Origin of the sequence: Streptomyces luteosporeus (assembly GCF_039532865.1) — a bacterium.
Classification (GTDB): Bacteria; Actinomycetota; Actinomycetes; order Streptomycetales; family Streptomycetaceae; genus Streptomyces; species Streptomyces luteosporeus.
This window is the reverse complement of sequence record NZ_BAAASL010000030.1, coordinates 23,366-46,117: the sequence shown is the minus strand read 5'-3', so window position 1 is coordinate 46,117 and position 22,752 is coordinate 23,366. Positions and strand designations below refer to the sequence as shown.

The window sequence follows — 22,752 nt, the reverse complement described above, 5'->3', positions numbered from 1 at the left end:
CGTCGTCAGTAAGTGATCACTTCTGCTGGTGACGGTAGATCCCCAGGATGGAGGCATGCAAAAGACAGGTATGCACAAGGCAGACATGTACAAGGCAGGCATGCAAAAGATCTGCGTCATCGGCGGAAGCCGCTACTTCGGCAAGCTCCTCGTCCAGCGCCTCCAGGCCGCCGGCCACCAGGTCACGGTCGTCAACCGCGGCTCCACCCGGCCACCCGCCGGCGTCGAGCACCTCGTCGTCGACCGCAACGACGAGCCCGCCCTGAAGGCCGCCCTGGGCACCCGCACCTTCGACGTCGTCGTCGACCAGGTCTGCTACACCCCCGTACAGGCCGCCATCGCCGCCCGCGCCTTCGGCGGCCGCACCCGGCGCTACGTGATGACCTCCACGATCGAGGTCTACGACCCGGCGACCGCCGCCCTCGCGCCCCTGCCGGTGGACACCCTGGTGCCGGAGGAGAGCGTGGATGCGGCCGCCTGGCGGGCGTCGACCGACCTGCCCTGGCACGACGAGGCGTACCTGGAGGCGCACTACGCCGAAGGCAAACGCCAGGCGGAGGCCGTCCTGGCCCGGACCCCCGGCTTCGCGTTCGCCTCCGTACGCAGCGCCCACGTGCTCGGCGGCGGCGCCCAGGAGTTCACCGGCCGGCTCGCGCACTACGTCGAGCGCATCGCCCGGGGCCAGGAGATCACCGTGCACGCCCGGGCACGGCCCACGGTGTTCATCCACTACGAGGAGCTGGCGGACCTGCTGCTGTGGGCGGCCACCGCCACCGATTTCACCGGCCCCCTCAACGCCTGCTCCGACGGCCTGCTCGACGTACGCGATCTGAGCGCCGCCGTCGCCGCACAGACCGGACGCCGGCCCCTGTACCGGACGGTGGCCGACGGCGAGAGCGCCTCACCGTTCTCCTTCGACCGCCACTACGCCATGAGCAACGCCCGCGCCAAGCACCTGGGCTTCGCCTTCTCCCGCACCACCGACTGGCTGCCCGGCGCCGTCGCCGAGACCCTCACCGCATCCGCCGTCCCCACCCTCTGAGGAACACGAACCACCATGCGCCACCGCAGCATCGGACACACCCGCGTCAGCGCCGTCGGACTGGGCGCCATGCCCCTGTCCATCGAGCACCGCCCGGACGAACAGCGCGCCATCGCCACCCTCCACGCCGCCCTCGACGCCGGCATCACCCTCATCGACACCGCCGACAGCTACCACTGGCACGCCGGCGAGGAAGGGCACAACGAGCTCCTCATCGCCCGCGCCCTGGCCTGCTACGGCGGCGACACCTCCGGCGTCCTGGTGGCCACCAAGGGTGGCCGCGGCCGCCCCGGCGACGGCACCTGGACCGTCACCGGCCGCCCCGAGCACCTCAAACGCGCCGCCGAGGCCTCCGCCCGGCGCCTGGGCGTCGAGGCCATCGGCCTGTACCAGCTCCACAAGCCCGACCCGGCCGTCCCCTGGGCCGACTCCGTCGGCGCCCTGCGCGAGCTCCTCGACGCCGGCACGATCCGCGCCGCCGGCATCTCCAACGTCACCACCACCCACATCCACCAGGCGCACGCGATCCTCGGCGACGGACTCGTCAGCGTGCAGAACCAGTACTCGCCGGCAGTCCGCGACAGCGAGCCCGAGCTGCGGCTGAGCACCGAACTGGGCCTGGCCTTCCTGCCCTGGAGCCCGCTCGGCGGCATCACCCGCAGCTCCCTCGACGGCCCCGCCGCCGCGACCTCGGCAGGCACCGCCTTCCACCGCGTCGCCGCCGAGCACGGCGTCAGCCCCCAGCAGATCGCCCTCGCCTGGCTGCTGGCCCGCTCCCCGGCGGTGATCCCGGTGCCGGGAGCCAGCCGCCCCGCCTCCATCCAGGACTCCGCCCGGGCCACGCGGATCGAGCTGAGCGCAGCGGAGCTGACGCACCTCGAAGCAGCACTGCCGGGCTGAACCGGTCCGGGCACCGCAGCACCGGCATCCCGGCCCGGAAGAACATGCCTTCACACCTCTCCTCGACCGACAGGCTCCGTGCCACCATGTCCACTTATGGCGCAGGGCGAGCGTGAGGGCGAATTACGGCGCATCGTACGTATTTCCGCACCCGGGGACCACGTGCAGGAAAGAGACGTCACGTCGCTGGAGGCCTGGCTCAAGGGAGAGCCGGAGCTCAAGGACCAGGTACAGGTCAAACGTGCACCACGGCGCGCCGAGACCGGCGCGCCCATGGGGCCGCTGCTGGACATCGTGCTCCACGTGATCGACTGGAGCGGTTCGGCGGTCGCCGCAACGCTCGTCAGCCGGGTGGCGGACTCCATCAAGGAATGGCGTACGAGCCGCCGGGCCCTCGGCGACCAGGATCCGCCGCAGTTCCGGGCAGAGCTGGACGACGAGCGGGATCAGCACGATGGCGGGTCCTGAGCCGCACGAGCGGCAGCGCAACCGCGCCCTGCTCGTCGGAGTGACGCAGTACTCCAGCGGAAGACCGCTGGAAGTCGCGGACGACCTCGGTGACATAGCGGCCGTCCGGCACAATCTCGACCAGCTGCGCCAAGCGCTGCACGCCGGCGGAGTCTTCGACGAGGACGCGATCGAGTCGCTCGAATCGCCGGGCCTGGAGAAGTTCGAAAGCCGCCTCGGCCACGCACGGGACCACACCGACGGACTGCTGCTGGTCTACTTCGCCGGGCACGGCATCGTCGACACCCGCACCAACAGCCACGGCCGGCTGCTGCTCGGCCTGCGCGACGCAAAGGTCGAACACGGCGGTCCCAGCTTTCCCGGCTGGGTCCGCTGGGACGACGTGCTCAACCGCCTCTGCTCCGGCGTCCGGCGCCCCCGCCGCACCGTGGTGATCCTCGACTGCTGCTACGCCGGCAACGCGGCCGGCGCCTGGGAGGAACTCGACGAGCAGGACCAGGAGCGCATCGCGCTGCTGCTGGCGGTCCAGAAGAACCAGCGCATCGACGCCGGCGACCCCGCCACCCCCACGCCGTACACGGCGGAACTCGTACGGTTCCTGACCAGGGGCGTCGGCGGTTCAGGCGGACCGGTCGGCCTCGGCGCCCTGCAGGAAGGGCTCGCGGCCCGCCTGGGGGACAGGCAGACGGTGGGCAGGAAGCGCTGGAGCCCCCAGGCCTGCCACAAGGACACGGCAACCGTCGAGATCCTCGCCCGCCCACCCGAACCGGGCGAAGGCGGCACAAGCCCGCAGGGAGCGAAAACCGGAGCCGCGGCAGAAGCCGCCACCGGAGCCCGTACGGTACGGGAAACGGGCATCCCCACCGTCCCCCCGCCCCGGCGGCGCCGCCTGATCCTCGCCGCGCTGGTGACCGCCGTGACCGCCGCTCTCGCCACCACCCTCTGGTGGCTGCTCACCGGCGACCCGAAGGGCGAGGGCCCCGCCGCCTCCTGCGCGAACCACCCGCCCCTCGAACTGCGCGTCCTGACCGACCCCGACCTGCTGCCGGCCACCCGCAAAGCGGCGGACGGCTTCGTCGCCTCCCAGGCCAACACGGACGAACACCACTGCCGCCGCACCGGCGTCACGGTCTACAGCGCGGGCGCCGCCGAGACCGTCGAGGCCTTCCGCACCCAGTACGGCGAGTGGGCCCACGTCGGCCGCGCCGGATTCAACCCCGTCGGCACCGTGGGCCCGCAACCGGACGTGTGGATACCCGCATCCTCGGCCGGCGCGCGGCGCGCCCAGGACGAGGCGGGAAACCAGTCGTCGGTGCTCACCCTGGATCCGGACAACAAACCGCTCGCCTACGCACCCATGGTGCTCCTCCTGCCCGAACAACTCGCCGAGAACGCGGGCGCACGCACCGGCCGCACACTCGCCGAGCTGATGACGGCCATGAAAGCAAGGAACCAGCAGGCCGAGGTGCGGCGGCCGGACCCCGCGCTCACCGACGCCGGACTGGCCGCGGCCCTCGGCCTCTACCGCACCGACGCACCGCGCACCGTCGAAAGGGGACAGCGCCGCCAGGGGCGGCCCGCACCGACGGGACGGGACCTCGTGTGCGCACTGGCCCGGGGCAACTCCGCCGAGGAACGCGCCGCCGACCGGCGCACCGCGGCCCTGGTGGCCGAACCCACCCTCGCCCAGTACCGCAGTTGCGTGGGAGAGACCGGGGTGACCCGGGTGGCGGAATACCCCGACGACGTGCCCGCGCTCGACCCGGTGTTCGTCCACGTCCGCTGGAACGGCGCCCGCCGGGACGAGAGCGACCGGGAGGCGGCGGTCCGGCGATTCCACGACTGGCTCACCTCGGACGACGGCCGGAAGACCTTCCAGGGCGAGGCGTTGCGCAGCACGCCGCAATCACCCCTGCCGTCCCCGCCGGCCGGGCCGCCGGCCGGCCCCGGGCCCCTGCCGCGTGCCCTCACCGCCGACGAGGCGAGCGACACCCTCGAAAAGCACCGGCAGGCCACCGCCGCGAGCCGGGTCTCCTTCCTCCTGGACAGCTCGGGATCCATGAGCCGGTGGTGGGACGGCCCCAACGGCGCCCGCGAGATCCTCAAACAGTCGCTGAGCCGCTTCGGCCCCGACGACACCTTCGGCGTGTGGTCCGTCGCCTCGGCCGCCTCGGATCCCCCCTACCGCGAACTCCTGCCCTTCGGCACGCACGGATCCTGGTCCAGGACGGCCGACAAGAGCGAGCAGGACAAGGCCGCCGACGCCGGAAGGAAAATCGACGCGGCCACACCGCAGATGAACCTGGAAGCGGACATAGGCGGCGCCCTGCGCGCGGCACTGGACAGGATGCCCCGCGGCGACGAGGACGACGGCCACCCCCAACTCGTCGTCCTGCTCACCGACGACGAGGACAACGACCGCCTGAACGCGTCCCAGCAGAACGACCTCCTGTCCTTCGTACGCAACCGGAAAGTGCCCGTGACGATGGTGTCGTTCGACTCCGGCGGCTGCCTCAAGGACCGCCTGGACCTGCGCGTGGCCGAAGCGAGCGGAGGGACGTGTCTTGATGGCCGGGGCGACCTCGCGAAGGGGCTCGACGCCGAGATCGCCCAAGTGGCACAGGGCCGCCAGTAAGCACGACGGGGGAAGGACCATGAGGCACGGGAAGACGATCCGGTGGTGGGTGCACGCCGCCGTGCTCCTCCTGGGCGCGACGACGGCCTGCACCGGTGGCGAAGGCACCGCCGAACAGGCGGGACCGCCCTCGGTACGGCCGCTCACCGGCACCCAGCTCGTCATCGCCACCGGCGTGGACGTCACCGGCAAGAACGGCATCCGCAAACACCTGGTCGACGCATGGAACACCCTGCAGGAGAAACAGCACTCCCCCTACCGCGCCCAGGCCGTCATCCTGCCCGGCTCCGCCGACCTGCAACGAAGCCAGCTCCTGGCGGCACTGCAGTCCGGCAGCGCCGGCTACGACATCGTCAACCTCGACGTCACCTGGGTCGCCGAATTCGCCGCCGCCGGCCTCGTCCGGGAACTACCGCCGGAATTCGTCGACGACGGCGACGTGATCGACAAGGCCGCCGCCACGGCCCGCTGGAAGGGCAAGGTCTACTCCGTGCCCTACAACAGCGACGTCGGCCTGCTGTACTACCGCCGCGACTACCTGATCGACGGCGCCGGAATCGAGGAGGGCAAGCTCACCGCCCTCACGAAGAAGGACACGACGTGGAACGACGTCGCCTCCCTCATGGACGGCGTCGACGCCTGGGCCCGCGCCGACAAGACCGAGAAATCGAAGAACTACCGCAGCGCCTGGACGAGCCAGCTCAGCCCCTACGAGGGCCTCACGGTCAACGGCACCGAGGCATTCGCCTCGGCCGGCGTCCACCTGACCGACGACGACGGCGACTACACCGCCGCCCCCGACGACCTCACCAAAGGCATAGCCGAATTCCGCCGCCGCACCGACAGCGCCCACACCCTCGACTCGGCATTCGACTCGGACGAGGCCGGCACCCTCAAGGACTTCGCCGAAGGCAGAACCGCCTTCCTGCGCCACTGGCCCTACGCCTACCGAACCCTGCACACCGCACTCGGCAACGGCAAACTCGGCGTCGCGCCCCTGCCCGGAGCCGTCCTCGGCGGCCAGAACCTGGCCATAGCCGCCAACCCCGGAATGACACAGGAACGCATCACCAAGGCCAAGGAACTCGTCAGATTCCTCACCGACAGGACCAGCGAACGCTGCCTGCTCGACGCCGGCTTCGCCGCCACCCGCACCTCCGCCTACACCGACCCGGCCGTCTCCTGCGACGGCGACCGCGCCGCCCCGAGCGCCCCCGCCCAGTCCGAAGGCAACGCCACCGACATGCCCCGCGACCCCTCCCACCGCCCCCTGTACGCCCACGACACCCTCCTGCCCGCCCTCCAGACCGCCACCCTCCGCCCCCGCACCCCCTTCTACGGCGCCTTCACCCACGCCTTCACCACCGAACTCAGCCGCCTCCACACGGCGGCGCAGGCACGGTCGATGCCCGACGAGGCGGTGGCAGGAGAACTGGACAAGGAACTCCGCAAGGTCCTGCCGAGCAACTGAGCAACGACCAAGGTCACCAGTGGGCGCCCCCCTACAAAGGAACCGCGCCCGCCCACCCCCGCAACAACAACTCCCGCTGCGCACTGCGAGGTGGGCCAGGTCCCTGCGGCCGGTCCGAGGCGGAGAACCGGACCGGCCGCCGCCGCATGTCAGGGACAGGGCGCCCCGGGAGGCAGGTCGGGCAGCAGGTCGTGCCACTCGTGGGCGGTGCTCAGGGCACAGACGCGGCCCGCGACGTCGTCCGGGGCGAGTTCCCACAGGCGGCTGGTCCGGTCGAGGCTCGCCGTGGCCAGCGTCCGGCCGTCGGGGCCGAAGGCGAGGGAGACCACGGTGTCGTCGTGACCCGTCAAGGTGGCGACGGTGCGGTGATCCCCGGCGTCCCACAGGCGAACCGTGCGGTCGGCGCTGCCGCTGGCCAGGGTGCGGCCGTCGGGGGAAAACGCCAGGGCCTTGACGACTCCGGTGTGGCCCGTCAGCGTCCGGATCCGGTGCCGTGTGACGGTGTCCCACAAGCGGATGGTGCCCTCCGATCCCGCTGTGGCGAGGAGACGGCCGTCCGGGCTGAAGGCCAGGGACCATGTGGTGGCCGACTGCCCGGGGAAGAGTGCGACGAGGCGGCGGGAGGCCACGTCCAGGAGCCGTACCGAGCCGTTGGCGTTGCCCTTGGCCAGGGTGCGGCCGTCGGGGCTGAACGCCAGAGTGAACGTTTCATCGGTGTCACCGCTGGCGACGACCTCCGAGTGCCGCGACGCCACATCCCACAGCCGTGTCGTACGGTCCGCGCCCGCCGTGGCGAGGAAGCGGCCGTCGGGGCTGAAGGCGAGCGCGAGAACGGTCCGGACATGACCGGAGAGGACCGCCTCCGTACGCCGCGTGGCGGTGTCCCACAGGTGTACGGCCCCGTCCGCGCCGGCGCCGGCCAGCAACCGGCCGCCGGGGGCGAAGGCCAGCCCGGTGACGGCCTCCGACGGCCCGGCCAGGGTGGCGAGCAACCGGCGGCTGCGGACGTCCCACAGGCTCACCACCCCCTTGGCGTCACCGACGGCCAGCACCTTCCCGTCGGGGGAGAAGGCCACCTGACGGGGCACGCCCCGCGTGCCGAGCGGCGTGGTCATCCTGCCCGACGCCATCTCCCAGATACCGGCCCGGGGCGCTTCCACCGAGGCCCCTGCCGAACCGCCGGGGCCGGGCTCCTCCAGCGAGACGGTCGCGAGGTGACGACCGTCGGGGCTGACCTGCACCCCGTTGACGGGCAATTCGCTGGTGAGCGTGGCGGTCGTCTCGTGACGGGCTGCATCCCACAAACGGATGGTGCGGTCGTGGCCCGCAGTGGCCAGCCCCCGCCCGCCGGGAAGGAAGGCGACCTGGGCCACCACTCCGGTGTGGCCGGTGAGCACAGCAAGAGGCCGGCGGGACGCGACGTCCCACAGGCGCGCGGTGCCGTCGGCGCCCGCGCTGGCCAGCGTCCGGCCGTCGGGGGAGAAGGCCGCGGACATCACCGAGTCGGTGTGCCCTTCGAGGGTCGCGGACTCCTTCGACGTGGTGGTGTCCCACAGCTTGATCGTGTGGTCGTTGCCCGCGGCGGCCAGCGTCCGGTTGTCGGGGGAGAAGGCGACGCCCATCACCTGCTGCGTGTGCCCGGTCAGCACGGCCGTCTGCCGGTACGTCGCCGTGTCCCACAACCGGACCGTCCGGTCGTGCCCGGCAGTGGCCAGCGTGCGCCCGTCGGGGCTGAAGGCCACACCGAGAATGCCACCCTCGTGCCCGGTGAGCGTGGCGAGCACCCGGTGCGTCGTGACGTCCCACACCTTGGTGCTGCGGTCATGGCTGACGGAGGCGAGGGTCCGCCCGTCGGGCGAGAACGCAAGCGCGTTGACGCTGTGGGTGTGTCCCCGGAGGATCGCCAGCACCGCCCCCGAACCGGCATCCCAGAGCTTGACCGTGTGGTCGTCGCTCCCGGTGGCCACGATGCGCCCGTCGGGGGAGTAGGCCACGGTGTTGACGGTGGCGAAGTGGCCGTTGAAGTCGTCGGCGTGATGCCGGGCGTAGGTGCTCAGCAGGCTGCCGCGGGCCTCCACGGTGGGCGCGTGCCGGTAGGCCGTGAGCGCGGAGAGCATCGCGGCCTCGGGGGACTCCCGGGCCAGCAGGTCCGCCCGGGCGGCGAACTCGCGCGACAGGGCGAGCCGGTGATTGCCCTGGGACGTCCGCCACTGCGTGAAGGCCAGCGCCCCGGCGGTCGAAGCCAGGACGAGGAGCACGGTGAGGACCGAGGTCAGCGTCCTCAGCCGCCTCACACGACGCTTCCTCGCCCGTACCTTCGCGTCGTCGTGGCGGATGCTGGCGTCGAGGAACGCCCTGGCCGCCGAGCCGAGGACGACGCGTCCCGGAGCGGAGGCCCACTCCCGCGCGGCGGCGAGGCGGCCACCGCGGTACAGCAGCCCGCTGTCCCGGCCCTCCGCCTCCCACACGACGGCCGTCTCCGCCAGACGCTGGTGGATGTGGAGCCCCGCACGATCGTCGTCGACCCACCGGCGCAGCCGGGGCCATGCGGACAACAGCACTTCGTGCGCGAGCTCCACGCGGTCGGCGTGGTGGGTCAGCAACCGGGCCCGGGTGAACACCTCCAGGACGGCGGCGGCGTCCTCGCACCCGCCGCCGGCCCCCTGCAGCAGGTCCGCCCGCCGTGCGGGACGGCCGGTCTCCTGCTCCCCTTCCCCGACGTTGACCAGCTGCAGCAGGACGCGACGGGCGGCTTCTTGCCGAGGAGGGGTCAGGGACTGGTAGGCGCGCTCGGCTGTGGACGCCACCGCACCGGATATGCCTCCCGTCAGCTGGTACCCGGCCACCGTCAGGGATGCCCCGTCACGGTGCTGCCACGTGCACAGCAGGGCGTGCGACAGCAGAGGCAGCGCACCGGGCCGCAGCCCGCCGCCCCGGCCGGGGGAGCCGGGCCCGAGCCCCGCGTCGCGCAGCAGGATCTCCACCAGCCCGGCCTCCACGGCCAGCCCCGACCGCCGCGCCGGGCCGGTGATGACCTCGCGCAGCTTCCCCTCGTCCATCGGCGCCAGGGCCACATGCCCCCGCTGCAGGGACGGGGCCAGGCCGGGATCGGCGAGGCAGTGATGGTAGAAGTCGGCCCGTACACCGAGGACCACCAAGGCGCACGGCCGGTCGTCGCTCCCGCTCGGGTGGGAAAGCGCGAGCAAGGCGGTGATGAAGGCAGCCCTCTCCTCGCCGTCCCGGCAGAGGGCGAAGGCCTCCTCGAACTGATCGACAACCACCACCAGACCGGTCATGTCCGAAGAGGAACGTTCGCCGGAGGGGCCGAGCCCCGCGCACACTTGCTTGACGAACGTCTCCGGCCCCGCACTCCATGCATCAGCCAGCTCCTGCCGGGCGACACCGCACACGGCCGCCAGGTGAACCAGCAGCGTCTCCAGGGGACGCTCACCGGGACTGACGACCACCGCCGGCCAGGCCTGCGAGCCCGCCACGGGCAGCGCCCCCCGGGCAAGTGCGGGGAGCAGCCCTGCCCGCAGCAGCGAGGACTTGCCGGCGCCGGAGGGCGCCACGACCGTCAGCGGGCCCCGACCACGGCCGGCGAGCCGCTCGGCCAGCCGCGCGACGAGCTCGGCCACGGCCTCCTCGCGCCCGAAGAACCACCGCGCGTCCTCAGGACCGAAGGACGACAGCCCCGGATAGGGACAGACCTCAGGGCCCGCGGACCGCCCCCCGCGGCACGCCCCGGCGTTCGCCGCCCGCGCAAGCTCCTCCAGCGCCCCGTCCGTCCCGAGCGCCTGGTCGCAGGCCCGGGCCAGCCCCAAGGTCAGCGGCTTGTCACCGTTCTCGACCCGGCTCAGGTAGCTCTTGCTGTAGAAGGCGAGCCGCGACAACTGCAGCAGCGACACCCCCCGCTCCCGCCGCATCCGCCGCAACTGCTCACCGGGCGCGTCCGGAGCGGTAGCCGGACCCTCATCGGCTCCGTTGCAGGGCGTTGCCCCATCCATCACTTCTCATGGCCTTTCCTGATGACCTGGACGGTCGTGCATGTGTCCATGCGCGCACGCGTGCTGACAATCAGTAGGGATCATCTCATCAGCGGATTGACCGTCATGCGGGCGGCAGACCGGAATTCCCGCACCGCTGCCTCGCCGCCAAACCGCCGGATTCCCCCATTACCGACGGCTGAGGGAATGAGGATCGACCCACAATCCGAGGGGTGTTTCTCATGGTTATCCGGAGGGGGTTCGGTTTCCGTCATGCCTCTCGGAACATGACGCCATGACGATATTGATCTTAGACAGGACGACCCGGCGGTCATAGCGTCAAGGTGTTCGCACAGGGAGATCACAGTGGGGAGGAACCATCATGACCAGCAGCACTCCGGAATCCGCTGCCGTGCATCCGAGGGGGCGGGGGAAACTGCGGGGAATGCGCATCACGCGAGCGGCGCTCACGAGATTCGTCGCCGTATCGCTGGCCGCCGCGGCGGTCGGCGTGTGCACCGTGGACGGCGCGGACGCCGATACCCCGAAGAAGAACCCCGTCGAGGTCCTCGACCTCAAGATCCGCAACGATCAGTACGCGGCTACCGATCTCGGCCCGGCAGGGCCGAGCCTGGGGGATATGGACGTCTACTCCGGCGGCATCGTCAGGGACGGCCGCACCGTCGGACGCGGCGGCGGATCGTGCCAGGTTGTTCATGTCGATGGCGAAAAACTCACCAAGCAGTGCCTGCTCACGATAGAACTCGAGGGCGGCTCCCTGACGATGCAGTCGCTCGGGGTCAGCGGAGCGAAAACCCTCGACATGGCCATCACCGGGGGAACAGGCGTCTACCGCGACGCGCGGGGCTCTGCTCGGTACTGGGACATCGCAACGCCCGACGAAAGGCTGCGGGCCGAAATCCTGCACTGACAGCAGACCGGAGCCCTGCGGCGTTGGCCACTCCCATCGAACGAGCGCTGGTCCGAGCACGCCGTAACGGTGGGCAGGCCCGGCCCGCCCGACGTCGAAGGGGCCGGGCCGGTGGCTACCACCAGCGCCGGCGGCCGCGCAGATAATCGCTGGTGGCGTACAGCCAGCGCGCGTACGCCCGCGTCACCAGGGGACTGGGCACCAGGCGGTCGTAGCGCGGCGGGTGGTAGCGGTAGGTGTACTCGGTGGCGGCCAGCCGGGCGATCGGGGAGACCCGCCGGGAGCGGAGGTGTTCGTAGCGGCGAAGCGCCGCGGTGAGGTTTCCCGGCCGGTGGGCGAGGAGGCGGGCGAGCACCCAGGCGTCCTCCAGTGTCTGGTTGGCGCCCTGGGCGACGATGGGCGGCATCGTGTGGGCCGCGTCGCCGAGCAGGGTCGAGCGCTCGGTGCCCCAGACCCGGCGGATGCGGTGGGTGTGGTGCGGGAACGTCTCGATCTCCGCCTCCCGCAGGCCCTCCAGTACGGCCGGCACCGGCGCCGCCCAGCGGGCGAAGCGCTCGCGCAGCAGGGGCAGGGCGGGCACGTCGGGCGCGCCGGGACGCCACGGGAAGCTGAACCACCACTGCAGGGTGTCCGGCCCGGCGGGCAGGAGTCCGCAGAAGCCGGCCCGGCCGTTGATCATGAGCCCGTGGTGCGGACCGGTGATCCGGTGACGGTGATCCGCGAGGCCCTGCCAGGTCGCCCAGCCGGCCGGCACGGCCGGGTCCTGGCCCCACAACTGCCGCCGCACCGCGGAATGGTGACCGTCGGCTCCGATCAACAGGTCGCCCTCGGCCGTGCCGCCGTCCGCGAAGACGGCCTGCACGCCGCAGCCGCCCTCCTTGGCCCGCACGAAGCGGCGACCGTACGCGATGGTGCCCTCCGGCAGGCCCTCGGCGAGGCGGGCGAGCAGCTCGCGGCGCGGCGCGGTGATGCTGGGGTGGCCCAGCCGGCGGGCCGCATGCCCGACGTCGATGGAGTAGAGGTGTTCCCCGTCGTCGGTCCGGGTCTCCAACTGGTCGATCCGGGCGCCCAGTCCGTCGGTGCGGACCCCGAGCGCGCGCAGGATGCCGACTCCTCCGCTCCACACAGTGATCGCCGACCCGGTGGTGCGAGGGCTCGGCGCCTGCTCCAGCACGGTCACCCGGTGTCCTGCCGCGAGCAGTCCTCGGGCGAGCGCCAGACCGCCGATTCCTGCCCCAATCACCAGTAACCGCATGGAAGACGACCCCCCAGTTGTGAAGACGCCGACGGGTGGGAGCAGTGCGGCACCAGTGCTCTTATAGTACGAACGCGAGCTCCTGAGTGTCACGTACCACCCGCTCCTGGCCTGTAGTCCAGATACTGAGGGTTACTATCGTGCGCACTGATCTGAAGGTGGCCGTCTCCCGCGGAGTGGACCACCTGCTCTCGATCCAGGAACCGGAGGGCTGGTGGTCCCGCTGCCCCGACGGGAACGTGATGGTCGACGCGGTCGACCTCTTCATCCGCGAGCTGCTGGGCGTGCGCGACGAGCGCATCCTCGCGGCCACCGCCCGCTGGATCCGCTCCCAGCAACTCCCTGACGCCGGATGGGGCCTGTACCCCGGAGGCCCCGGCGACCTGTCCACCACCGTGGAGGCCTACCTCGCGCTGCGGCTGGCCGGCGACGGCCCCGAGGAAGCGCACATGGCGGCCGCGGCCCGCTTCGTCCGTGCCCAGGGCGGCGCCGAACGCTGCCGGCTGGAAGCACACCTGTGGCTGGCCCTGTTCGGCCAGGAGGACTGGCGGGCCGTGCCCACCGTCCTCACCGAGGCGGTGCTGCTGCCGCCGCGCGCCCCGCTCTCGCTCTACCGGCTGTCCACCTGGGCCCGGCTGACCATGGTGCCGCTCGGCCTGGTCCACCGGTCCCGGCCCTGCCACGACCCGGGCTTCCGCACGGAGGAGCTGCGCACCGGCCGCCCCGCCCCGACCGCACTGCCGCGGGCCCTTCGGGCGGTGGACCGCGCGCTCGGCTGGTACAACGAACACGCGCTCGGCCTGCCGCGCCGCCGGGCGGTCGAGCGCGCCGTCCGGTGGATCACCGACCGCCAGGAGGCGGACGGCGCCTGGCTGGCCTGCAACGTGGCCTCGGTGTTCTGCCTGCTCGGCCTGCACGCCGCGGGCCTGAGCGCCGAGGACCCCGCGATACGCGCCGGACTGCGCGGGCTGGACGGCTTCGCCGTCTGGCAGGAGAGCGCCGACGGCCCCGTGCGCCGGATGAACTGCATGCCCACACCGGTCTGGGACACCGCCCTGTGCGTGACCGCGCTCGCCGGCGCCGGCCTCGGCGGCGACCACCCCGCCCTGCTGCGGGCCGCCCGCTGGCTCGCCGGCCAGGAGGTCACCTCGCACGGCGACTGGGCCGTGGCCAGGCCGGGGCGGGCCGCCGGCGGCTGGTCGGTCGGCTTCGTCGAACAGGCCTTCCCCGACTGCGACGACACCGCGGTGGTCATCGAGGCGCTCTCCAGGGTGACGGCGCCCGACCCGGCCGAGGCCGCCCGGCTGCGCGGCGCCACCGCCCGCGGCACGTCCTGGCTGCTGGCCATGCAGTCCTCGGACGGCGGCTGGGCCGCCTACGATGCGGACAACACCTCGTGGATCGCCTCCCGTCTCAGCACCCTCGACTTCACCGAACTGACCGACCGGCCGTGCCCGGACATCACCGGGCACGCCCTGGAGAGCCTGGCCCGCCAGGGCCTGGCGGCCGATCCCAGGGTCCGGGCCGCCGTGCGGTGGCTGGTGCGCCACCAGGGCGCGGACGGCTCCTGGTTCGGCCGGTGGGGCGCCAACCACCTGTACGGCACGGGGGCAGCGGTCACCGCGATGCTGAGCGCCGGCGTATCCCCGCACAGCCCACCGGTGCGGCGCGCGGTCGGCTGGCTGACCGACCACCAGAACCGCGACGGCGGCTGGGGCGAGAGCCTGCGCTCGTACGAGGACGCGGCCTGGTGCGGCCGCGGGCCGTCCACCCCCAGCCAGACCTCCTGGGCGCTGCTCGCCCTGCACGCGGCCGGTCTGCCGGCCGACGACGAACGGGTCGACCGGGGGCTGGCCTGGCTGGTCGAGGCCCAGCGGGAGGACGGCGGCTGGGACGAGGAGCCGTTCACCGGCACCGTCCTGCCGCGGCAGTTCTACATGAGCTACCCCCTGTACCGCCACCTCTTCCCCGTCATGGCGCTCGGCCGCTACCAGCACTGACGCTGCCCCGGGCCACCGGCGCCGACCCCGTGCCACCGGCGAGAACCAGGAACGGAGTCCTGTGAGGAAGCCCAGAGTCAAGGCCAACGACCTGACCCAGTACGACGACCTCGCCGACCAGTGGTGGGATCCGCGCGGCCCCTTCGCCGCGCTCGGCTGGATCGCGGCGAAGCGCGGCGAGCTCATCCCGCCGGCCGACCGGCCCGGTGCCCGGCTGGTCGACGTCGCCTGCGGCGGCGGTCTGCTCCACCCGCACCTGGCCGGCAAGGGATACCGGCACATCGGCGTGGACCAGTCCGCGCGCTCGCTGGAGGTGGCTGCCGCCCACGGGGTCGACGAGACGGTCCTGGCCGACGTCGCCAAACTGCCGTTCGAGGACAACAGCGTGGACGTCGTGGTCGCCGGCCAGTGCCTGGAACACGTCCCGGACCCGTACGCCGTGGTGACCGAGTGCTGCCGGATCCTGCGCCCGGGCGGCACCCTGCTGCTCGACACCATCGCCGACACCTTCCTGGCCAGGATCCTCATCGTCACGCTGACCGAGAACCTCCCGCTGCCCGGGATGGCCCCCAAGGGCTGTCACGACCACCGGCTCTTCGTCAACCGCCTGCGCCTGGCCCAGACCGCCGCGCTCGGCGGCGTCGAGCTGCGCTTGTACGGGCTCTGGCCGCAAGCCCGCGCCCTCATCCCTTGGTTCTTCAAGCTCCGCTCGACCGTCCCGATGTTCCCCACCCGCTCCACCAACGTGATGTTCCAGGCCATCGGCACCAAGCGCCTGCCGTCCCCGGGAAGCGCGCGGTGACGGCGGGGTCCGCGACGGCGGCATCCGGCCGCTCCCGACCGGGACCGCGGGCCTGGCTGATGGCCGCCGGACCGCCGCTGGTCCTGGTCATCGTGCTGCAGGGGCTGTACGCAGTGGCCGCCGCCCGCCAGGTTCATCCGCTGGAGCCCTGGCGGGTGGCGCTGACCCTGCTCGTCCTCGTACCGGACTGCGTCGGCCGGCGCTACGTGAACGACTACGAGGACTACGTGCGCGGCCTCGACAGGACGGACCGCGTCCGCCCCGACAGCGCCCTCGCGCAGGGCCTGGACATGCGCCGGCTGTACCGGGCCGGACTCGGCTGCTTCGCCGTCGCCTGGGCCGGTCTCGCCGTGCTCGCCGCCACCACCACCTGGTGGCTGCTGCCCCTGATCGCGCTCTGCTACCTCGCCTACTTCGGCTACGCGGGCGGCCCGCGGCCGCTGGGCCACCGGGCGCTGGGCGAGCTGCTGGACTTCGTGGTGACCGGCTTCGGCGTCACCTTGATCCTTGCCTGGCTGAACGCCGGCCGCGTCGACGCCACCTTGCTGCTCGCAGCCCTGGGCCCGGCCTTCCTGTTCGCCGCGCTGATGCTCCACAACAACGCCCGTGACACGCACAAGGACGCCGCAGTCGGCAAGACGACCCTGCCGCACGTGGTCAGCCCGACGGTGACGAAGCTGCTGTACGGCGGCTGCCTGGCCGGCTTCTACCTGGTCGACGCCGCACTGGCCCGGCACCTGCACGCCGCGGGCGTGCTGCTGCCGCTGCTCACGCTGCCCTGGGCCGCCGTGCTGGTCGCCTCGGTCGCCCGGTCCCGGATCGGCCCGACGATGATCTCCTGGGCCTGGCTGTACTACCTGATGATCGCCGACTTCGTCCTCTTCGCGACGGGAGCGTGGATCTAACGATGCCTCCTGCTGGAACCGGTCCCGCCCTACCGGGTCCGGCCCTGCCGGGCCCGGACCTCCCCCGGCTCACCGGCGACCTCTCGCGCGTCCGCGACCGCGTCGTCAAGGAGCTGACGCTGGACGACCCGCCGATCGAGGAGGCGCTGCAGCACCTGGTCCGCCACCCGGGGAAGTTCCTGCGTCCCGCCCTGGTGCTCGGCGCCGCCGACCTGGTCGGCGGCGACACCCCCGCCAGTGAGCACGTGATCACGGCGGGCGCGGCGGTCGAACTGCTCCACCTGGCCACCCTCTGCCACGACGACCTGTGCGACCGGGCCCGCGTCCGCCGCGGCGTACCCACCGTCAACGCCCGCTACGGCGACAGCGCCGCCCTGGTGCTCGGCGACTACCTGCTCGCCTCCGCCTTCAAACTCGCCGCCGCACTGGGCCGGGAGGCGGCCGGCGCCGCGGCACGCTGCGCCCGGCGGATCTGCGTCGGGCAGCTCGTCGAGCTCCGCGAGAACGGCGACCAGGACCGCACCGTCCCCGGCTACTTCGCCGCCGTCTCCGGAAAGACCGCCGAACTCCTCTCCTTCAGCGCACTGCTGGGCGCCACCGCGGCGGGCGCCGACGAACGCCGCCGACGGGCCCTGGCCGCCTTCGGCCACCACCTCGGAGTGGCCTTCCAGATCTGGAACGACCTCGGCGACCTCACCGCACCGGGCCAGGGCGCAGGCCGGGACCTCGGCAACGGCATCTACACCCTGCCCGTCCTCTTCGGCCTGGAGGCGGCCGGCGACCGGCTGCGTCCACTGCTGTCCGTTCCTGCCCGGGACGGCACGGTCGCCGAGGTGCTCGCCGTCCTGCGCGACTGCGGCGCCCTGGAACGCGCCGCCGAGACGGCGGACGGCCGGCTGCGGACCGCCTTCGCGCGCCTGGAGGCCGCCGACCTGCCCCGCCCGGACCGCGTGACGGCGCTGCGCCGGATGCTGGCCGGTCTCCTGCCCGAGGTGGCGCAGCTGCTCGGCACCCCGCCCCCGACCGCTCGATCCGCCAAGGTGGCGCGATGACCACCGCGCAGGTGCCCAGGCTCGCGCCCGCCGAGGTGTTACGGTTCGCCGCCGATCCGTTCACCGGGATGCTGCGCGCCCAGCGCGTCCACGGCGACGTGGTGGAGGTCGGATACGGGCGTCAGCGCTCGACCTTCCTCTTCGGGCCGGAGGCCAACTCCTTCGTCTTCGCCAACCCCCAGCTGTTCTCCTGGCGCGACTCCTTCGAGGTGATGCTGCCGGTGCTCGGCGAGAGCGCCCTGCTGGTGAGCGACGGCGAGGGCCACCGCAGGCGCCGCCACCTGGTGCTGCCCGCCTTCCACCGCCGCCGCATCGAGGACTACGTGCGCCTCATGGCCCGCAACACCGCCGCGACCGTGAACCGTTGGGAGACCGGCCGGCGCATCGACCTCTACCGCGAACTGCGCGCGCTGATCCGCCGCAACACCGTCGAGTCGCTCTACGGCTCCCGGCTGGCCGCGCAGAACGACGCCATCGGCGCCCGGCTGCAGATCGCCCTCGACGCCACGGACCTGCCCCTCGGCCTGCAGCTCTTCCTCACCCGCTGTCCCAATCCGCTCACCGCCCGGGCCAAACGGGCCCGCCGCTGGGTCGCCGGGCGCATCCAGGCCGAGATCGAGCACCGGCGCCGCCACCTCGAACCGGACGGTGACGGCCTCGGCGCGCTGCTCGCGGCCGCACACGGTGAGCGCTGCCCACTCGACGACGGCGAGATCCAGGATCAGGTGATCAGCCTGATCGTGGCCGGCTACGAGACGACGAGTGCCGCCATGGCCTGGGTGGTGCACGCCGCCCTGAGCACCCCCGGGACCTGGGAGCAGGCCCGGGAGTCCGTCACGGAGCTGCTGGGCGATGCGCCGGTGACCGTGGAGGCGCTGGAGAAACTCCACTACCTGGACGGCGTGGTGCAGGAGGCGCTGCGCCTGCACCCGCCCGTGGTCGTCCTGCCGCGGGTGACGGCCCAGGACGTCGAATTCGCCGGGCGGCGGCTGCCCGCCGGCACCCGGCTGGCGATCAGCCCGTACGTCACGCACCGGATGTCCCGGGTCTGGACCGAGCCCTCCCGGTTCGTCCCCGAGCGGTGGCTGAGCGGCCACCGGCTGCACCGGGAGGTGACCCCGGCCGGCTTCCTGCCCTTCGGGGGCGGCCGCCACCGCTGCATCGGCGCGCCGTTCGCGACCGCCGAACTCAAGACGATCCTCGTGGAGCTGCTCCGGCGGACCGACCTGACACCGGCCGCCCCCGTGACCCCGGTCAGCATCATGGCCATGCGCCCCCGCCGGGGAGTCCCCGTCGTGGTGCGCCGACGAAAGGCAGGCTCGCACGGATGAGGATCACCATCGTGGGCGGTGGCATCGCCGGGCTGGCCACTGCCCTGAGCCTGCACGCCGCCGGTTTCGAGCCACGGGTGTGCGAGGCGGCGCGGGCCATCGAGGCGGTCGGTGTGGGGATCAACCTGCTGCCGCACGCCGTCCGGGAACTCACCGAACTCGGCCTGGCCGGGCAACTGGATGCCGTCGCCCTGCAACCGCGACGGCTGAGCTACCACGACCGGGACGGCTCGCCCGTGTGGCAGGAGCCGCTCGGCGTCGACGCCGGCTACCACTGGCCGCAGTACTCGGTCCACCGCGGCCGCCTGCACCTGCTGCTGCTCGCCGCCGCGCGCGAGCGCCTGGGACCGGACGCCGTCCGCACCGGCCTGCGGTTCCAGCGCTTCGAGCAGACCGCGGACGGCGTCCGGGCCCACTTCCTGGACCGGGCGAGCGGCACCGGGGTGACCGAGGAGTGCGACCTGCTGGTCGGATCCGACGGCATCGACTCCGCCGTCCGCGCCCAACTCCACCCGCAGGAAGGGCCCTCCCACTGGAACGGCGTGCACATGTGGCGCGGCGTCGCGCCGTACCCGCACATCCTCGGCGGCCGCACGCTCGTCGTGGCCGGAGGCAGCCCCGGCGCCAAGTTCGTCGCCTACCCCATCGAGGACCCCGCGACCGAGGGCGGCGACGCCCTGATGAACTGGGTGCTGGAGGTACGGCACGCCCCGCCCGCCGCACCGCTGGACCGCTCGAACCGCCGCATCTTGGCGGCGGAGGCCCGCGCCGGACTGGCGGGATGGAGCCTGCCCTGGATCGACCTGCCCACCCTGGTCGGGAACTCCTCGGCAATCTACGAGTACCCGATGCTCGACCGCGATCCGCTGCCACGCTGGAGCTTCGGCCGGGTCACCCTGCTGGGCGATGCCGCGCACCCCATGTTCCCGATGGGGATGAACGGCGGGTCGCAGTCCGTCGTCGATGCCCGGGTGCTGGCCTGGTGCCTGGCCCGGGAGCGGGATCCGGTGGCCGCTCTGCGCCACTACGACGAGCTGCGCCGACCGACGGTCAACGCCATCGTGCTGGGCAACCGGGACCTGGGGCCGGAGGAGATCATCGCCCGGGCCGCGGAGCACGGTGGCCCGCTGCCTGCCGGCCAGGCCGAAGCCATCGCGCACGGCTACAAGGAACTGGCCCAGGCCACCGTGTCCCAGGTGAACTCCCACACCTCGTGGACGGTTGCCCGCGAAGCCGCCGACCGGACCGGCTGAGGGCCGATGACCGCCCCTTGCCGTCGGCGCCCCAGGGTGGGTCATATCGCGTTCCTCAACTGCCTGCCCCTGCTGTGGGGGCTGGCCAGGACGGGCAGCCTGCTGGACCTCGACCTGACCACCGGCCACCCCGCCCGGCTCGGTGCCGCCTTGCTGTCTGGCGAACTGGACATCGGCCCGGTCAGCCTGGCGGACTACCTGGGCAACACCGACCGGCTGGTCGCCCTGCCGGACATCGCCATCGGCAGCGACGGGCCGGTGATGTCCTGCCTGATCGTCAGCAGGGTGCCGCTGGCCGAGCTGGACGGCCGGACGGTCTCGCTCTGCTCGACCAGCCGCACCTCGGTGCGCCTGGCCCGGCTGCTGCTCCGCAAGCGGATCGGCGTGGAGCCCCGCTACCGTGTCCGGCCACCGGACTTGCGGGTGATGCTTTCCGGTGCGGATGCTGCCGTACTGATCGGGGACCCGGCGCTGCGGGCCGCCCTGCTGCGCCCTGCGCCCGCCGGCGTGGAGGTGCACGATCTGGGCCGGCTCTGGCGGGAGTGGACCGGGCTGCCCTTCGTCTTCGCGCTCTTCGCCGCCCGCCGTGAGCTCGTGGAGCGGGATCCGGCGACCGTGCGCGAGGTCCACGCGCAGCTGCTGGCAGCCCGGGACCTCGGGCTGCGCGAGGTGGACCGGCTGTGCGGGCGGGCGGCCCGCTGGGAGCCGTTCGATGCCGCAACCTTGCGCCACTACTTCACCCGGGCGCTCGACTACGGCCTGGGCCCGCGGCAACTCCTCGGCATCGCGCAGTTCACCCGCCTCGCCGGCGGCCCCGACGCGGGGTTCCCCGCCGACGCCCCCCTGGACCTGCTGGAACGCGCGGACACCGCGCCGGGGTCGCCTGGGTGGTTGCCACGGCGAAATAACAACGTTATTGTTGAATAACAGCGTTATTCAACGAGGGGGAGCCATGCACAGCACTGCGATCGGGCCCACGAACACGGTCCGCAGCATCGCCCGCAGCACGGTCGGGCTGGTCGTCGTGGACGACCACGTCGAGACCCGGGTCCAGGCCGAGCTCGCCTTCGCCGACCACGGCACGGACCTTTCCATCCGGCTCGCCTTCCCGGACGTCGAGCGCGCGCTGGGCTTCACGCGCAAGCCACAAGGCTGGTGCCGGGGCGACCTGTGCATCCCCGCAGCTGCCACCGCCGCCATCGAGGACGCCGACGCCGCAACGCTGGACATCACCGCCTTCGCCGCCCTCCTGGGCCGGCCGGTGGCGATCGAGCCGGACGCGGGGGTCGTGGTGCTCGGCGCATCGGCCGCGCAGCGGTCGGCGGCGCTGACCGGCGGCACAGCCCCCGACTTCACGCTGCCGGACGTCCACGGCGTCGAGCACCGGCTCAGTGACCTGCGCGGGCGCAAGGTGGCACTGGTCTTCTGGGCCTCATGGTGCGGCTGCCGCTACGACCTCCCCGAGTGGGAACGCCAGCATGCCGCACTGGCCGCCGAAGGCTTTTCCGTGCTGAGCGTCGCCGTCGACCGCCGTATCGAGGACGCGGCGCCCTGGATCGCCGAGGCCGCACCGACGCACCACGCGGTGATCGATGTCGACGGCAAGGTCGCGGACCTCTACCAGCTGCTCAACGTCCCGACCGTGGTCTGGATCGACGAGGAAAGCCGCATCGCCCGCCCGAACGACACCCAGTTCGCCACCGACCTCTTCCGCTCCATGAGCGGCCTGGACGCGCACAAGACGCTCGGCGCACTACGGCGATGGGTGACCACCGGCGACCCCGGCCTCGGACAGAACACGGTCGCCGAACTGACCCGCCCCAGCACGCCGGAACAGCAGCGCGCCCGCACACAAGCCACCCTGGCGCTCTGGCTGCTGCGCCACGGTCGCACCGAGGCGGCCGAAGCGCATTTCGCACGGGCAGCGGAGCTCGCACCGGAGGACATCACGACGTGGCGCAGCGCCATGCCGCTGCTCGGCGTCGACCCGATGGGCGACGAGTACTTCGCCCGGCGCACCGCGCTCGAGGAAGCCGGCGTACCGATCTACCGACCGCTGCCGGACCGGCAGTAGCACCCCTGCAGGAGAAAGCATCCTCATGCCCGCCACCTCACCGACCAGCGCCTTCGCCCGGGCCCAGGCCCAGGGCGAAGCCGCCGTGCGCGCCGCCGTGCTCGACATCGCCGCCGGGCTGCTGGCCGCAGAAGGCCCGGCCGCGCTCAGCATGCGCCGCATGGCAGCGGTCGCCGGCTGCTCCACCACCGTCCTCTACCGCCTCTTCGGCGCCAAGGACGGCATCGCAGCGGCGCTCTACCGCGAAGGCTTCGCCCGGCTGCGCCGCCGGCTGGACGCCGTGCCACGCAGCGACGATCCGGCCGAGTACCTCGCCGCTCTCGGCCGCGCATATCGCGCCAACGCCCTTGAGGAGCCCAACTTCTACAGCATCATGCACGGCGAGGCCATCCCCGGCTTCGTCCCCGACGAGGCCTCCCGCGCCGAGGCCGCCGCCAGCCTGGACGTCCTGCGCGCAGCGGCCCGTGGCTGCATCGACTCCGGTGCCTTCCGCAGCGATGCGGACGCCGACGAAATCACCGACACCCTCTGGGCGGCAGCCCACGGGGTGATCAGCCTCGAACGCGGCGGGCACTTCCCCGGCACGCTGGGCGAAGCACGGTTCCGAACCCTGACCCGGGCAGCGGTAGCGGCATTCCTTCCCTGAC

The 22,752-nt window shown here is 72.6% G+C and carries 17 protein-coding genes and 2 pseudogenes; 15 read left to right on the top strand and 4 right to left on the bottom strand.

What is annotated here, in order from left to right; translation table 11 throughout:
- The first annotated feature begins 100 nt into the window (after positions 1-100).
- From ABD361_RS28695 to ABD361_RS28675, 5 genes are all read left to right on the top strand, one after another.
- Positions 101-1,042: an NAD-dependent epimerase/dehydratase family protein gene (locus tag ABD361_RS28695; RefSeq protein ID WP_344439646.1), complete on the top strand. Its 942-nt coding sequence runs from the start codon at positions 101-103 to the stop codon at positions 1,040-1,042.
- Between the two features lie 15 nt (positions 1,043-1,057).
- The gene (locus tag ABD361_RS28690; RefSeq protein WP_344439616.1) at positions 1,058-1,942 is read left to right on the top strand and encodes an aldo/keto reductase; all 885 of its coding nucleotides are present in this window, start codon (positions 1,058-1,060) and stop codon (positions 1,940-1,942) included.
- Positions 1,943-2,038: 96 nt separating this feature from the next.
- Positions 2,039-2,410 (top strand): effector-associated constant component EACC1, encoded by a 372-nt coding sequence (locus ABD361_RS28685; RefSeq protein ID WP_344439614.1) that lies wholly within the window; start codon positions 2,039-2,041, stop codon positions 2,408-2,410.
- Positions 2,397-5,045, top strand: coding sequence for a substrate-binding domain-containing protein (locus ABD361_RS28680; protein WP_344439612.1), 2,649 nt, complete (start codon positions 2,397-2,399; stop codon positions 5,043-5,045). Before ABD361_RS28685 ends, ABD361_RS28680 begins: the two co-directional genes overlap by 14 nt.
- Positions 5,046-5,064: 19 nt before the next feature.
- Positions 5,065-6,516, top strand: a complete 1,452-nt coding sequence (locus ABD361_RS28675; RefSeq protein ID WP_344439610.1) for an extracellular solute-binding protein — start codon at positions 5,065-5,067, stop codon at positions 6,514-6,516.
- Positions 6,517-6,665: 149 nt separating this feature from the next.
- Here ABD361_RS28675 and ABD361_RS30780 read toward each other — a convergent pair whose 3' ends face one another.
- The 3 genes and pseudogenes from ABD361_RS30780 to ABD361_RS30770 all read right to left on the bottom strand — a co-directional run.
- Entirely contained in the window at positions 6,666-8,633 is a 1,968-nt protein-coding gene (locus tag ABD361_RS30780) for a WD40 repeat domain-containing protein (protein WP_425583353.1), read from the bottom strand.
- Positions 8,634-8,969: 336 nt separating this feature from the next.
- Positions 8,970-10,208, bottom strand: a pseudogene (locus ABD361_RS30775) (ATP-binding protein); the annotation flags it as partial.
- Positions 10,209-10,295: 87 nt separating this feature from the next.
- A pseudogene (locus tag ABD361_RS30770) lies at positions 10,296-10,523 on the bottom strand (helix-turn-helix domain-containing protein); the annotation flags it as partial.
- 361 nt (positions 10,524-10,884) lie between these two features.
- Between ABD361_RS30770 and ABD361_RS28665 the strand changes: the two are divergent.
- On the top strand, positions 10,885-11,433 hold the full coding sequence (locus tag ABD361_RS28665) for an allene oxide cyclase barrel-like domain-containing protein (RefSeq protein ID WP_344439606.1): 549 nt from the start codon (positions 10,885-10,887) through the stop codon (positions 11,431-11,433).
- A gap of 115 nt (positions 11,434-11,548) precedes the next feature.
- On the opposite strand, the gene ABD361_RS28660 is transcribed toward ABD361_RS28665, so the two are convergent.
- The gene (locus ABD361_RS28660; RefSeq protein ID WP_344439604.1) at positions 11,549-12,676 is read right to left on the bottom strand and encodes an FAD-dependent oxidoreductase; all 1,128 of its coding nucleotides are present in this window, start codon (positions 12,674-12,676) and stop codon (positions 11,549-11,551) included.
- 152 nt (positions 12,677-12,828) lie between these two features.
- Between ABD361_RS28660 and shc the strand changes: the two genes are divergently transcribed.
- From shc to ABD361_RS28615, 9 genes are all read left to right on the top strand, one after another.
- On the top strand, positions 12,829-14,688 hold the full coding sequence (gene shc / locus ABD361_RS28655; protein WP_344439603.1) for a squalene--hopene cyclase: 1,860 nt from the start codon (positions 12,829-12,831) through the stop codon (positions 14,686-14,688).
- Positions 14,689-14,749: 61 nt separating this feature from the next.
- The gene (locus tag ABD361_RS28650; protein WP_344439601.1) at positions 14,750-15,490 is read left to right on the top strand and encodes a methyltransferase domain-containing protein; all 741 of its coding nucleotides are present in this window, start codon (positions 14,750-14,752) and stop codon (positions 15,488-15,490) included.
- A gap of 59 nt (positions 15,491-15,549) precedes the next feature.
- The gene (locus ABD361_RS28645) at positions 15,550-16,395 is read left to right on the top strand and encodes a prenyltransferase (RefSeq protein ID WP_344439599.1); all 846 of its coding nucleotides are present in this window, start codon (positions 15,550-15,552) and stop codon (positions 16,393-16,395) included.
- A 2-nt stretch (positions 16,396-16,397) separates the two neighbouring features.
- The gene (locus tag ABD361_RS28640; protein ID WP_344439597.1) at positions 16,398-17,447 is read left to right on the top strand and encodes a polyprenyl synthetase family protein; all 1,050 of its coding nucleotides are present in this window, start codon (positions 16,398-16,400) and stop codon (positions 17,445-17,447) included.
- On the top strand, positions 17,444-18,778 hold the full coding sequence (locus ABD361_RS28635) for a cytochrome P450 (RefSeq protein WP_344439596.1): 1,335 nt from the start codon (positions 17,444-17,446) through the stop codon (positions 18,776-18,778). The genes ABD361_RS28640 and ABD361_RS28635 overlap by 4 nt, the downstream gene beginning before the upstream one ends.
- Positions 18,775-20,031 (top strand): FAD-dependent monooxygenase, encoded by a 1,257-nt coding sequence (locus tag ABD361_RS28630; protein ID WP_344439594.1) that lies wholly within the window; start codon positions 18,775-18,777, stop codon positions 20,029-20,031. The genes ABD361_RS28635 and ABD361_RS28630 overlap by 4 nt, the downstream gene beginning before the upstream one ends.
- 6 nt (positions 20,032-20,037) lie before the next feature.
- Positions 20,038-20,958 (top strand): menaquinone biosynthetic enzyme MqnA/MqnD family protein, encoded by a 921-nt coding sequence (locus tag ABD361_RS28625; protein WP_344439592.1) that lies wholly within the window; start codon positions 20,038-20,040, stop codon positions 20,956-20,958.
- 25 nt (positions 20,959-20,983) lie between these two features.
- Positions 20,984-22,105: a redoxin domain-containing protein gene (locus tag ABD361_RS28620; protein ID WP_344439590.1), complete on the top strand. Its 1,122-nt coding sequence runs from the start codon at positions 20,984-20,986 to the stop codon at positions 22,103-22,105.
- Between the two features lie 25 nt (positions 22,106-22,130).
- A complete protein-coding gene (locus tag ABD361_RS28615) occupies positions 22,131-22,751 on the top strand; it encodes a TetR/AcrR family transcriptional regulator (RefSeq protein ID WP_344439588.1) in 621 nt (206 codons plus the stop codon).
- The last annotated feature ends 1 nt before the right edge of the window (position 22,752 follow it).